This is a genomic window from Paenibacillus lacisediminis (genome assembly GCF_046567315.2).
The window spans coordinates 338,087-351,551 of record NZ_JBKIAX020000002.1; the positions used below are offsets into that span (position 1 = coordinate 338,087).

Below are 13,465 nucleotides of genomic sequence, written 5' to 3' on the forward strand. Positions count from 1 at the left end.
ACCTCTTATACTTCTCCATTTTGAAAGGAGCATCTCCATGAAACATCAAGCAGCCGCAGCCGTGCTGTTTCTGTCGTTGTCCGCTGTCTTTAGTGCGCCGTCAGCTGCCGCGTCTAACATAGAAGATATAGCACAGACAGCCAATATAAGCAACAGCGCTCAGCAGCAGGAGCTTACTCTCGACCAAGCCAACGCATGGGCTCAGGCCAACAGCTACACCTTGAAGACGGCTGCTCAGGACCTCGAACGCAAAGATCTGGAGCTAAAAAAGAGCACCAATGCCCTGGGATACATGCAACTTCCATCTAATTTGGAAGAATCGGATTCCACAGCCAACAACGCTGCTTGGAGAGACTACACATCCGCTAACCTGTCCTACCTGTCTGCCAAGAAACAGGCTGAATTCGCCAAAGATAAGGTTTATTTTCAGACCATGAAAGCCTATTACGCCATTTTTACAGCCGAGAATCAGGTCAATGTCGCTCAGGAGTCCGCTCAAATCGCCAAGCTAGAGGAGCGCATTGCGATCGCCAAGCTATCCCGGGGACTCATCTCGGAGAAGAGCAAGATCGAAAGCACGAAGGCGCGCTCGGATGCCGAGCAGAAATTGGAGGAGCGCAACACCGATCTGCAAAAGGCCAGGGACGAGCTGAACACCTTGATGAACAAGCCAAAGGGGACGGCCTTTCATCTTGTGGATTACCCGGTCTACCAGGAGCCGGAACCAATGAATATCGAGACACATATTACGGGCTTGCTCAAAAATAACCCAACCGTCTGGCAGCTGCAGGACGCTGTCAAAAATGCAAGGATCAGTCTGCAATATTATGATTTCCAAGGAACATCCGAAGACTATGAACTGGTCAAGCTGGATTTGAAAAATGCCAATGAGGCCCTAACCAACGGCAAGGACGATTTTGCCGAGTCGGTAAGATCTCTCTATACCACGCTGCAAGAAGAACAGAAAAAATACGTACAACTGCACGAAGATCTAAAGATCGCCCAGGCTGACCTAGAGCTGGCTCAGAAGAAATGGGAGCGCGGCTTGATCGTAGAGCTGGAACTGACCAAAGCTCGCCTGAGCGTCGATCAATTGAACCAGCAAATTAGCCAGCTTGCCATTGGACTGATCCAGTCCAATTATACCTTGAACAAACCTTGGAGCAGTTAGCCAATGCTTCCGAAGCGAGTTTTGTACGAAGCTGATTCAGGAAGTAACGCTCACAAAACTGAGTCTATGCTTCCGAAGCGAGTTTTGTACGAAGCTGATTCAGGAAGCAACGCTCACAAAACTGAGTCTATGCTTCCGAAGCGAGTTTTGTACGAAGCTGATTCAGGAAGTAACGCTCACAAAACTTTCAGGAGGATGTTACATGTCGCAGAACCAAATGAACAACGCACTGCAGCAATTACGCAAGAAACGCCGCAAAAAATGGATAATCAGCCTCGTCGTGCTGCTCGCGCTCGGTGGCGGCGGAGCTACCATATATAGCTCAATGCATAAATCCGCGCCAGAGATGGCAGCGATCCCTAACGAAGCGATCATCGTGAAGCGCGGGGACATCACCGAGACGCTGTCCGTCACCGGAACAGTCAAAGCCTCCAAAGAGGTGAATCTGAACTTCAACACCACCAGCACGGACAAGCTGGCCGAGGTGAATGTCAAGGTCGGAGATCAGGTGAAAAAGGGACAACTCCTGGCCCGGTTAAACGATACGGAAGCAAAGCTGCAAATTCAGAATGCCGAGGACACGCTGCGTATGGCCCGTTCCAAGCTGGCCGAGGCGACCAAAGGACCAAAGGAAACCGAGGTAGAGATGCAGGAAATCAACGTGCAAAAGGCCGCTAAGGCACTGGAGACCGCCAAGAAGAGCTATGATCTTCAGGAGGCCGAGGAGCGGCTCAAGACAGCCAAAAGCGATCTGGAGCTGGCAAGGAAAACCTACGAAGATCAAAAATTCCTGAACGAGTCCGGGGCCGTCTCCGCAAAGGAGATGGCGGAAGCGGAGCAAGCGTGGGAGAAGGCGCAAGCCAGTTATGACGCTACGGAGCTGCAGGTACGCAAGACCCGCGATCAGATCGAGAGCAGCATTGAGGATGCAGAGTTGTCCTACCGTACCGCCCAATTAGAGCTTAAAAAGCTCAAGGCCCCGCCGGAGGCGGATACACTGGAGAATCTGCGCATCGACATTAGCCGGGCTGAGACCGATCTGGAGCAAAAGCGCAGTGAGCTGAACAAACTTCAGATTACAGCTCCCTGGGATGGTGTCATCCTCAAGGTCAATGGCGACGTGGGGACAAGCCCCACGGCTCCGTTCATCGTAATGAACAACTCCAATTCCAATGACCTGAAGATTGCGACCAAGATCAACCAGAGTGACATTGTTAAGGTAAAAACCGGACAGAAAGCCATTCTGACTACTACGGCTTATCCTGGTGAGGAATTTGAAGGCACCGTCACCTTCATCTCTCCCGAAGTCTCTACAGAGGAGGGTGTAAATGCCTATCCAGCGGAGTTATCTATCTCTAATTTGGACAACAAGCTGAAGACGGGCATGATTATGAATATCGCCATCGAGCTCAGCAAGCGTGAAAATGTCTTGTTCGTACCCGTGACCGCCATCCAATCGGACGGGGGATCAGACGGAGTCTATGTCGCCGCTGACCCCTCCAATACGTCTGTCTTTGAATTCAAGCCTGTAGAGCTGGGACTCTACACTACAGACCGCGTAGAGCTGAAGTCGGGCGTCAATGAGGGCGACACCGTCGTCATCCCAGCTCCGGGAGGCGCCGGAATGATGGATGCCTCGGGAGGAGAGGTCCTCCCATGAATTATGTAATGGAGATTAAAAATCTGAAAAAGATCTATCATGTAGGCGATCAGGAAATTCATGCGCTCCGGGACGTTAGTCTGTCCATTACGGAAGGAGAATTCGTCGCTGTCATGGGTCCGTCAGGTTCAGGCAAATCCAGCATGATGAATGTGATGGGCTGCCTGGATTCGCCTACCTCTGGCGAGTTCTATCTGGACGGATACTCCATTCTGGACGCTCGTGAAAATGAGCTGGCGTACATCCGCAATGAGAAGATCGGCTTCGTATTCCAAAAATTCCATCTGCTCCCGCGATCTACGGCACTCGCTAATGTAGAATTGCCCATGCTTTATGCGGGCGTACCAGCCCGGGAGCGGCGTGAACGTGCGATGGAGGCGCTGGTGAATGTCGGACTGGCAGAGCGGATGTACAATAAGCCTAACGAACTGTCAGGCGGACAGCAGCAGCGCGTTTCTATTGCCAGAGCGCTTGTTACCAATCCCGTGATCCTGCTGGCGGATGAACCGACAGGGGCGCTAGACTCGCGAACTAGCCGGGAAATTATGGAGATCTTTCAGGATCTGAATGACAATGGCAAGACCATTGTACTGGTTACGCATGATATTGAGGTGTCGGAGTACGCCAAGCGGCTGATTCACTTTCGCGACGGCCAAATAGAACAGGATCATCCGGTGGAGAACCGGAGGTTCGCGCGAAAGGAAGTGGTGCAATGAGTATCCTGGAGACGATTCGTGTAGCGCTCAGCAGTCTGCGCGGCAATTTGCTCCGTACGATCCTGACCATGCTGGGGATCATCATCGGGATCGGGGCCGTGATTGCTATTATGGCGATTGGCCGCGGAACGACCGCCAGCATCACGAAAGAAATTAACGGCTTGGGCAGTAACCTGCTCATGATTTACCCATATATACCTTATGATGAGGACAATTGGATGACGATGGCCCAGCCGAAGGCTTTCACGCTGGAGGACGTCAAAGCCATGAAGAAGCTCCCCTCTGTCGCCGATGTAGCACCCAGTGCCATGAGTTCAGCGAAAGCCACGTGGAATCGGCAGGTGCTCAATGCGCAGATTGATGGGACCTCGGGAGCCTTTTACCGCGTCAAAAAGCAATCGCTGGCCTATGGGCGTACTTTCACATCTTATGAGGAAGACAACCGTGTTAACGTGGCCATTCTCGGCTCCGATGCGGCTCAAACTCTTTTTGGCCAGTCATCGGCCAAGACCATAGGAGAGACCATCCAAATCAAGGATATCCCGTTTAAGGTCGTAGGGATTATGAGTCCCGCGGATGCGATGCGCAGCTACACGAACAAACAGATTTATATCCCGATCACGACGGGGATGAATATGTTCGGGCAAATGGATATTCAGGAAATGAATGCGTCTGCCGTAACATTTGATAAGATAGATCAGGCTCGGGCGGAGATTCAGCAACTTCTGCGCAGCAGTCACAAGCTGAAACCTGCTGATCAGGATGATTTCCAGATTATGACCCAATCCGAAATTATGCAGATGTCCTCCGGAGTGAATGATACTATGAATATGCTCCTGCTTGGGGTTGCCGTAATTTCACTCATCATTGGCGGGGTCGGCATTATGAACATCATGCTCGTCTCGGTAACCGAACGGACGCGGGAGATTGGAATCCGTAAGGCGATTGGCGCTCAGCGCAGCAATATTTTGACCCAATTCCTGACCGAATCGGTATTCATCAGTCTGATTGGCGGGATCATCGGCATTTTCACCGGAATCGGCGGAGCTAAGCTGCTGGAAAAGTTCGCAAGTATGCCGATAGAATTCTCCTATGAGCCGATTATCTATTCCTTCACCAGCAGTGTACTGGTCGGGGTAATCTTCGGAGTATATCCGGCACTCAAGGCCTCCAAGCTCAAACCGATTGATGCCCTGCGTTATGAATAAGATTTGTAGCGGAACGGAAACTAAAACCCGTCAAAAGCTTTGTAAAATCAAGGTTTTTGACGGGTACTTATAATTGTAGATAGCTATGAAATATATCTTGTATGTCCATAGCATTACTCGTCCTTTCTAATCGCCTAACTCTCCAAGCCCTTTAGTTCGGGCACAGTGACAAAGATATAGCCATTTGATTTATAGTAATCGATAATCTCTGGAAGCACCTTGATCGTGTTACTCAGATCTCCGCCTCTCCCCCCTGAAGAATGCATCAGGATAGTGACCTCCCCCTCAGGACCGGACTTGAGGGTCTCAAGTATGTCAGAGACGGAGGCGCCGTCCCAATCACGCGGATCGACATTCCATAAGGAGGGCGCATAAGCACCGGTACAAATCCGACAACCTCATTAATCGCTTCATCCGTTTTTGTAATTTCCTCACGCATTTCTTTTTCACTGATCTTGGCTAAATTCCGGTGACTCCAGGAATGGTTGCCCAGGGCATGCCCTTCACTAACGATGCGGCTTTATGTTTCGTTGGATTTTATTATAGAGGGATCTTGTTTCGGATTTCAGAAGACTTGTATCGAGATTGTAACTTCTAAGAATATTGATCCATCTTCCGGATAAACTCCTAAGCATGCAAAAAAATCAGCGACCTTCTCCCAAACGATGTTGTGAAAAGATCGCTGATCCATGTATTTTTCAATTTTGGGGTTCTTACTCCGCCTTGTTATTCTCAGAAGCCTGGCCGTTCGTCTGCTGATTTTTCGTCTTCTTCGGCACTCCGTCGAGGCCGTACTCCTGATCGTAAGCGTCGAAAATTTTGCGGGCTACCGGTGCGGCGCTGTAAGCGCCAAACCCGCCTTCCGGTATGACGACAGCAACGGCGAGCTTCGGATTTTCGCGCGGCGCAAAGGCGATGAATACGCCGTTATCTCTATTTTTCCCGGCACCCCATTGCTCCGAGGTCCCCGTTTTTCTGGCAAAGTCATACGGGAAGCCGGAAAAAGCAGACGACACATTGGTGCTCATCCCGGCAATTACTTCTTTCCAGTATGCGTCGTTAAATTTAACCTCGTTCAGCACTTTCGGTTTAAAATCCTCAATGACGTTTCCTTCGGAATCGGTAATTTTACTTACCAAATGGGGCTCCATCCGCTTGCCTCTAGTGGCAAGCGTTGTCGTATACTGGGCTAGCTGCAACGTGGTATATTTCCCCTGCTGTCCAAAGGAAGCGTACGCCAACCGAGACAAGGAGGTTTCCTTATCATTCATATATTCCAGCTTGCCCAGGTATTCCTGCGGAAGATCCACACCCGTGGATACGCCAAGGCCAAACTGCTTCATATAGCTGTCCCATACGTCGATCCCTTTGTTTCCGTATTTCTTCCATAGCCTTTCCCCAACCATATCAACCATAAAGGTGTTGGAGGAGTGAAGGATCGCCAGTCTTGGGTCAACCGGGCCATACGCGTGTCTTTGGGAATTTCGGACGCTCGACGAATCGTTTTTCCCAAAATAGGCAATCCCCGTGTCGTTATAATAAGAGTTCGTCGTAAACAAGTTTTCGTTCAGGCCGATCAAAACGGACAACGGTTTAATCGTAGACCCGAGCAAGACGGTAGATTCGAAATCATGTCCCGAACGCCCCGAGCTGAACGGGGTAATTGTCCCATTCATATAATTGCTTGAAATCTTCTTCCAATCAGCAGGGGAAACCCCGCCTGACTGCCAGACGTTCGCATCATAATCCGGCATGCTGGCCATCGCCACCACGTTGCCGGTATCCACTTCCATAGCTACGGCATAACCGGTTTTGGCGTTGGGATGAACTTCCCCGGACACCGGATGCGTATGCACCCACGCAATTTGGTCCAAAATCGCTTGTTCGGCCACGAGCTGGATGTTTTTGTTAATGGTGGTGTGCAGGTCGTTTCCTTTCACCGGCGGCGTTACCTCAGGGATGCCTGTGGCCATGTTCCGCGGATCGATTGGAACGCTTTTGTACCCGTTTTTGCCGCGCAGCTCGCTCTGATAATATAATTCCAGCCCGTCGTAACCGACGTCCTCGGTTTCCGTATACTGCATATCCGGCGGTGCATCCTTTTGCGCGCGGATCTGTTTATAAAAATCCAGGTTCGTCGACGCATTGGAGTATTTCCGGATATACCCGATCGTCTGCACGGCTACCGTATCCGGATCATAATGCCGGATGCTTTCCTCGACGATATCAATTCCCGGGAACTGGTCCTTCCGCTCCAGAAAATAAGCGACCTCTTCCTTGGTCAAATCCATTTTGATCCGGCGCGGCGAAAATCCGTTTTGCTTCCGGTAATCCAAGTCCATGGCTTCGATGATTTCATCTTTCGTCATCTTGGAATCCGCCTTGCCGTATTTATCGAACACTTCTTTTAATTTATCCGCTAATGCCAGCGCTTCCGGACGGTTCTTTTTCCCCTTGTCCGTCGTGCTGCTGTAATCCTTTTGCAAAGTAATATAGAGGGACTGTACGGGCGTGGAATACGCCAGCTTCTCCCCGCCGGCCGCATAAATCGTGCCCCGCGTGGGTGCCAGCGGCACATCCTTCACCCGCAGACTGCTTTCCTGCTTGGAAAGGGTCGGACCTTCCACAAACTGCAAAATCGCCAGCCGAACGATAATGACGGTAAAAATGGCAAATGCGCTGAAGAAAAACATGTTCAGCCGTATATTAAAATGTCTCTGCATCGACGCTTCTTGCTCGCGCGGATCTTCACTGTAGACACTTTTCACTGCGATTCCCCTACTTTCTTCCCCTGGTGTGTCGTTTATCGGCATGATCGAGGCAACCGTCAGCCTTATTTATATTAACATAACTTAAGGAAACGAAGCGAAGTTACAGCGTTATTTATTTTTCGTTTTTTTCGGCACTCCATCCAGGCCATATTCCTGATCATAGGCGTCGAAAATTTTGCGGGCTACCGGCGCGGCACTGTGTGCACCAAAGCCGCCTTCCGGGATCACGACAGCGACGGCGAGTTTCGGATTTTCACGCGGCGCAAAGGCGATGAATACGCCGTTTTCCATGAGCTGTCCCCGGTAATCCTGCTCCGACGTTCCCGTCTTCCGTGCAAAGTCATACGGAAAACCGTCGAATGCGCTCACCTTGGTACTCATGCCCTTAATGACTTCTCTCCAATACACATTATTAAATTTAACTTTGTTCAGCACCTTCGGTTTAAACTCTTTGACGACATTTCCTTCGGAATCGGTGATTTTACTTACCAGATGCGGCTCCATCCGCTTGCCTCGGGTGGCAAGCGTGGTCGCATACTGGGCAAGCTGCAGCGTGGTATATTTCCCGGTCTGCCCAAAGGAAGAGTACACCAATCGGGCCAAGGAGGTTTCCGACTCGTCAGTATAATCCAAACTACCCAGGAATTCTCTGGGGAGATCCACACCCGTGGATACGCCAAGGCCAAACTGCTTCATGTAACCGTCCCAAACGCCAATCCCTTTGTCATTGTACTTCTTCCACAGCTTTTCTCCCACCATATCGACCATAAAGGTGTTGGAGGAATGGGCGATCGCCTCATAAGGGTAAATCCAGCCGTACACATGTCCTGAGGAATTTCGCACACTTGACGAATCATTTCTCCCAAAATAGGCAATCCCTGTATCCTTATATTGATCACTCGTCGTAAACAGACCTTCGTTCAAGCCGATTAACACGGACAACGGCTTGATCGTCGAACCAAGGTAAACGGTAGATTCAAAATCATGGCCCGAACGTCCCGAACTGATTGGGGTGATCGTCCCATTTTGGTAGTTATTTATAATTTTGTTCCAGTCGTCCGGCGAGATCCCGCCCGACTGCCACACATTCGTATCGTAATCCGGCATACTGACCATCGCCACCACATTACCGGTATCCACTTCCATAGCGACGGCATAACCGGTTTTGGCATGGGGATGTACTTTTCCGGACACCGGATGCGTATGCACCCATTTGATTTGGTCCATGATCGCTTGCTGGGCGACCAGCTGCACATTTTTATTGATCGTTGTATGCAAATCATAGCCTTTTTCCGGCGGCGTCATCTCCGGAATCCCGTTGGCCATATTGCGCGGATCGATGGGGACACTCTTAAATCCGTTTTTGCCCCGCAATTCATTTTGATAGTACAATTCCAGCCCGTCGTAACCAACGTCCTCGGTTTCCGTATACTGCATATCCGGCGGCGCATCTTTTTGCGCGCGGATCTGTTTATAAAAATCCAGGTTCGTTGACGCATTGGAGTATTTCCGGATATAACCGATCGTTTGCACGGCTACCCCATCTTTGTCATAATGCCTGATACTCTCCTCGACGACATCAATCCCCAAAAACTCACTTTTGCGTTCAATAAAGTACGCTACTTCTTGAGCGTTTAGTTCTGTTTTGATTCGCCTTGGAACAAAGCCGTTATTGGTCTGGAAATTAAGGTCCATTTCTTTGAGGATATTCTCTTTGGACATTGCCTTGTCAGGGTCTCCATAACGGTCAAACACATCTTTCAATTTTTGGGCTAAAGCCACCGCTTCCTCGTAATTCTTTTTTCCCGATTCACTGTCCTGGCTGTAGCTGCTCTTTTGCAAAGTCAAATACAAAGATTGAACCGGTGTCGAATAAGCCAGCTTTTCGCCTCCGGCAGCCAATATAGAACCTCTCATCGGAGGCATTGGCACATCCTTAACCCGCAGATTGCTTTCCTGCCTGGACAGCGTCGGGCCTTCCACAAACTGCAAAATCGCCAGGCGAACGATAATCACGGTAAAAATCGCAAAAGCGCTAAAGAAAAACATATTTAGCCGGATATTAAAATGTCTCTGCATCGCCGCTTCTTGCTCGCGCGGATCATCCATGTAGACACTTTTCACTACGATTCCCTGCCTTCTTTCCCTTAAAAATTAGATCGATAAGTCTGCAGCTTTCTATATAGCAACATAAGAAAAACTTCTATCGATGTATTTTCTAAGAAGACAGACCGTGATTAGCGGCAGTTTTTCTTGCGATTATGGAGTTGTTCAGCTCGGCTGAAAATTTATAATTCTATAATCTTAACGAAAGAAGGCGCAGCAAAGTTACGGCCCAGTTCCAACTTTTTTCGCCCGCCTTTTTGAAAAACTTTTGATGCGTGTTCAAAAAGTCAGGTTTTCAGCACCGAGAAGGTTGGATGAAGCCAGGGACTGAGGAGCGGAGCGTACGTTTTGGGTACGTGAGCACCGGAAGGCCCGGCTGAATTCAAGATTCGATGCCGAATAAGCACCATAGTTTTACTTCGTGATCAAAAGATGACTTTTTGAACTACCTATTAAATTAGCTTATCCGGGATGTGGGTTTCGCTGAAGGCCGGAGGATTGAACCAATCCCCGCTTTGGGCCCAGGTCGCGTCGAGCGGAATCCAGGCGTTTTGCGCAGGCAAAAACACTTCGTTCCAGGCATGCGGGCCGTATCCGCCCCGCCCGTCATAACCGAGCCCGGTGATGACCTTGACGTCCAGGCCCTGCGATCTCGCCATCATCGCGTACAGCCGGGCGTAGTCGATGCAGACGCCTTTTTTCGTCTCAAACGTCATTTGCGGTGTCTGCTCATGCCAGATCCCCTTCTCCTCATAGTCCTTCACTTTATCGTAATCGTAGCTGACTCTCGTGCCGATCCAGTCGTACAGCCGGCGGGCCTTCTCCTTGTCGCTGTCCGCGCCTTTCGTAATCTCGGCCGCCGCCAGCTCGATATCCTGCGGGATATGGGCGTCGATCAGCTCGTATTTTTGCTGCAGGATACCGCTGAGCTCTGCCTCCACGCTGCGGGTAAACACCGGCAGCTTCTCCTTGATCAGGTTGCCGGTCAGCGGTTCGATGATAGTACGGGCCCCCTGCTGGTATACCGGGGACGCCTCGACATAACGGCTGAAGCTGCTGTTCGGAAACAGCGTCACCGCGATAAAAAGCACGACGATAACCATCAGGCAGCGCGCCGCCCCAATCACGCCGCCGATGCAAGCTCCGGCCAGGCGGCTTAGCAAGGAAGCCGGGCGGTCTCCGCCCGAGAACAGCCGCCCGAACCAGGAGCCGCCGCCAAAAAACATAGCGGCCAAGCCCGCGACCGTCCGGATCAGCCAATACATCAGGATGAACACGACGGCAAACCGCATCAGCGGAAAGTCCCTTACCGCCATGATGAACGTGTAAAAGACCTGCTCCCAAAGCGCCAGCTCGCGCTGCGGTATCGTCAGCATAGACAGCCACTCCTGCACCTTGGGAGAAATCCACAGCGTTAGCGGGATGGCGGCGGCAATCCCGAGCAGCGACAGCACCCCCCCGCTGAGCAGCGAAAACAAGCGGCCCGCCGACCGCGATGCCCCGCGCAGCAAGCCCTGAAGTATCGATCCCAACAGGATAAACAAAAGAAGCAACGATATGAAGTTGTATTCCCGCACACTTTGCAGCAAATCCTCCATCATGTCACCCCCCGATCCCGATGATTTGCCGGCACGGCATATATATTAACGCCAAATCCTCCGAAAAATGCAGGTACAACTCGAACCTCCGCTTACTTGGAATTGCGCTGCGCCTCTTGAATAAACGCCTTCAGCGTATCGTTCACCGACCATTCTCCGAGGGACACCCCGCGGAACGAAACCTTCACTTTATCGCTCCCCTCAGTGCCGGTCACCTCCAAATTCGGCGTGGAAATCGTAAACGTTCCATCCGAATTTTGCGTCAACTTGGCATCCTTTGCTTCTTTTTTCATCATATTCAAAACTTCGCTTTGGCTGATATCCACGAGTTGTTCCGTTGTGGCGGTCGCCGCTGCGCCGATATCCTTGAGCGATATACCGCTGTAAACGATGATAATCGCTGCGATGACCAGCACCAGCGCCCATTTGACGACAGTCTTGACGAAATTCAGCACCAGAAAAAGAACAACCAGCGCAATGACGATAAACAGCCAATTTTCTTTCAGAAATGTGGTCCATACTTGAACATCCATTATTCGCAAACACTCCTACACGTTTTTGCCGGCGGAGTTTTCCCTGACCGGCCCCATTATAATCGGCAACAACACGGTTGCCTTTCCATTATACATGATGGCCTAGGCCGGTGTCAGCTTAACCACTTTGCCATCATAATACAGAGGGTGAAATCCCACGAAAGGCAAAAGTGCATGCGATTTTCGTCGAAAGTCCCCGAAACTGGCGGTTCAACTGCAAATATGCAGTTCATTTCCGATAATACGCTACTTTTTTTCCAATAGCCTCAAATGAGATGTATTTTTGCACTTCAACCGCTCAAAAGCGGAAATTTGCGGAAATTCAAATGTATTTTTGCATTTGATCCATCGAGCCGTTCTTCCTCCCATAAGAAACGAGCAACTGCTGAAGCAGATTCATGAGGTCGCCATCAAAGTCAGGAAGCTTTCCGCTATTTAGACATAAGTTCGTCCCGGCAGGCGTACAAGTACAAGTAGAGCATCGTTACTATCCATGAGAGGAGGGCTAACGCATGAAAATCGCGTTCTGGCTGTATTTCTTTATGTTTCTCGCTTTCTTTGACCTGCACGCCCAGTATCCGATTCTGACTCCGTTTGCGTTGTCCCTCGGCGCGGCGCCGACGTTTATCGGCTGGATGATGGGGATCTACTCCTTAACGCATTTGCCCGGCAACCTGATCGCCGGCCAAGGCGTAGACCGGCACGGCAGCCGGAGATACATGATTTTCAGCCTGCTTACCGCCGGTGTGCTGTTACTGCTTCAGGCGCATGTGACAGAGCCGTGGCAGTTGCTCGTCATACGCTCGATCAGCGGCTTTGTGCTGGCCTTTTTATCGCCGGCCTGCCTGGCGATGCTTGCTTCATTGTCCAATAACCCGGTGCAGCAGGGGAAATTGATGGCCGGCCACGGGGTCATGCATACGATCGCCTCCGTCGTCTCGCCGGCGGTCGGCGCGTTCCTTGTCGCCCAGTCGGGCTTCTCGCTCGCGTTTCGAATGCTGGGCTGGCTGCTGATTACAACAAGCGTCATTGCCATGTTCACCATTCACGAGCCCGCCAAAAAGATCAAGCCAGCCGCTTTGGAGCCGAAAGCAGCACCCTCCAGCATCCCGCTAAAGCTCAACGTCATTCCGCTTCGTTACTACCTTTTGTCGCTGGCCGTCGCCTGTTCCCAGGGCATTCTGTTTTTCGAACTTCCGCTGCAAACCGGCGGGGGTACGGAAATCATGCACACCGGCCTCTATTTCTCAATCATCAGCCTGGGGGCGCTTGTGACCCTTTCGATGCTGTTCCTTAGCAAACTGTCGCCCTACAAGCGGGCGAGTTTCGGCATCCTGGGCGTTGCGCTCTGTTTTTTTGCTATGGCTGCGCTTGATTTCATCCCGCTTCCGGCGATCCTGTTCGTCCTTGGAATGGCCAAAGGCGTCGTCTTTCCGGCGCTCTCTTCCCTGTTTATCGACCTGAGCGGGGGACAAAGGCTTGGCACCGTATTTTCCCTGCAGTCGATCGCGACGTCGCTTGGCTCCTTTATCGGGCCGATCGCCGCCGGGGCGATGCACGGGTCGTATTCTCCCTACTTCCTGGCCTTTTTCCTGCTGATGCTGACGCTCATTTTGGTACCGCCAAAAAAACACGCCGGTGTATTGACGCCGCCGATCGGCGCCGAAGCCGGCCGTTCATGAGCCCATTTTATGGTTTTTTC

At 51.0% G+C, this 13,465-nt stretch carries 10 protein-coding genes; 5 read left to right on the forward strand and 5 right to left on the reverse strand.

Annotation, left to right across the window (positions count from 1 at the left end; all coding sequences use genetic code 11):
• Positions 1–37 precede the first annotated feature (37 nt).
• The 4 genes from ACLD72_RS04880 (at position 38) to ACLD72_RS04895 (ending at position 4,755) form a co-directional block, all read left to right on the forward strand.
• Complete coding sequence (locus tag ACLD72_RS04880; RefSeq protein WP_410996303.1) at positions 38–1,171, forward strand: TolC family protein; 1,134 nt, start codon at positions 38–40, stop codon at positions 1,169–1,171.
• 202 nt (positions 1,172–1,373) lie between these two features.
• Positions 1,374–2,831: an efflux RND transporter periplasmic adaptor subunit gene (locus ACLD72_RS04885; RefSeq protein ID WP_410996305.1), complete on the forward strand. Its 1,458-nt coding sequence runs from the start codon at positions 1,374–1,376 to the stop codon at positions 2,829–2,831.
• Positions 2,828–3,547: an ABC transporter ATP-binding protein gene (locus ACLD72_RS04890; RefSeq protein WP_410996307.1), complete on the forward strand. Its 720-nt coding sequence runs from the start codon at positions 2,828–2,830 to the stop codon at positions 3,545–3,547. The genes ACLD72_RS04885 and ACLD72_RS04890 overlap by 4 nt, the downstream gene beginning before the upstream one ends.
• Positions 3,544–4,755, forward strand: coding sequence for an ABC transporter permease (locus ACLD72_RS04895; protein WP_410996309.1), 1,212 nt, complete (start codon positions 3,544–3,546; stop codon positions 4,753–4,755). The genes ACLD72_RS04890 and ACLD72_RS04895 overlap by 4 nt, the downstream gene beginning before the upstream one ends.
• Positions 4,756–5,020: 265 nt before the next feature.
• Here the strand turns inward: ACLD72_RS04895 and ACLD72_RS04900 are convergent, their stop codons facing one another.
• The 5 genes from ACLD72_RS04900 to ACLD72_RS04920 form a co-directional block, all read right to left on the reverse strand.
• Complete coding sequence (locus ACLD72_RS04900; protein ID WP_410996533.1) at positions 5,021–5,269, reverse strand: polysaccharide deacetylase family protein; 249 nt, start codon at positions 5,267–5,269, stop codon at positions 5,021–5,023.
• A gap of 199 nt (positions 5,270–5,468) precedes the next feature.
• Positions 5,469–7,523 (reverse strand): peptidoglycan D,D-transpeptidase FtsI family protein, encoded by a 2,055-nt coding sequence (locus ACLD72_RS04905; RefSeq protein ID WP_410996310.1) that lies wholly within the window; start codon positions 7,521–7,523, stop codon positions 5,469–5,471.
• Between the two features lie 111 nt (positions 7,524–7,634).
• Positions 7,635–9,650, reverse strand: coding sequence for a peptidoglycan D,D-transpeptidase FtsI family protein (locus tag ACLD72_RS04910; protein ID WP_410996313.1), 2,016 nt, complete (start codon positions 9,648–9,650; stop codon positions 7,635–7,637).
• A gap of 434 nt (positions 9,651–10,084) precedes the next feature.
• Positions 10,085–11,233 carry a transglutaminase domain-containing protein gene (locus ACLD72_RS04915; RefSeq protein ID WP_410996315.1) on the reverse strand — a complete coding sequence of 383 codons (1,149 nt, stop codon included), beginning with the start codon at positions 11,231–11,233 and terminating at the stop codon, positions 10,085–10,087.
• Positions 11,234–11,322: 89 nt separating this feature from the next.
• Positions 11,323–11,763 carry a hypothetical protein gene (locus tag ACLD72_RS04920; protein ID WP_251591402.1) on the reverse strand — a complete coding sequence of 147 codons (441 nt, stop codon included), beginning with the start codon at positions 11,761–11,763 and terminating at the stop codon, positions 11,323–11,325.
• 512 nt (positions 11,764–12,275) lie between these two features.
• Here ACLD72_RS04920 and ACLD72_RS04925 point away from each other — a divergent pair.
• Positions 12,276–13,445 carry an MFS transporter gene (locus tag ACLD72_RS04925; protein ID WP_410996317.1) on the forward strand — a complete coding sequence of 390 codons (1,170 nt, stop codon included), beginning with the start codon at positions 12,276–12,278 and terminating at the stop codon, positions 13,443–13,445.
• Positions 13,446–13,465 lie beyond the last annotated feature (20 nt).

Coding starts and splice junctions, on each gene's coding strand:
- ACLD72_RS04920 (WP_251591402.1), bottom strand. CDS start 11,763: ATGGATGTTCAAGTATGGACCACATTTCTGAAAGAAAATTGGCTGTTT.
- ACLD72_RS04915 (WP_410996315.1), bottom strand. CDS start 11,233: ATGATGGAGGATTTGCTGCAAAGTGTGCGGGAATACAACTTCATATCG.
- ACLD72_RS04885 (WP_410996305.1), top strand. CDS start 1,374: ATGTCGCAGAACCAAATGAACAACGCACTGCAGCAATTACGCAAGAAA.
- ACLD72_RS04880 (WP_410996303.1), top strand. CDS start 38: ATGAAACATCAAGCAGCCGCAGCCGTGCTGTTTCTGTCGTTGTCCGCT.
- ACLD72_RS04895 (WP_410996309.1), top strand. CDS start 3,544: ATGAGTATCCTGGAGACGATTCGTGTAGCGCTCAGCAGTCTGCGCGGC.
- ACLD72_RS04890 (WP_410996307.1), top strand. CDS start 2,828: ATGAATTATGTAATGGAGATTAAAAATCTGAAAAAGATCTATCATGTA.
- ACLD72_RS04925 (WP_410996317.1), top strand. CDS start 12,276: ATGAAAATCGCGTTCTGGCTGTATTTCTTTATGTTTCTCGCTTTCTTT.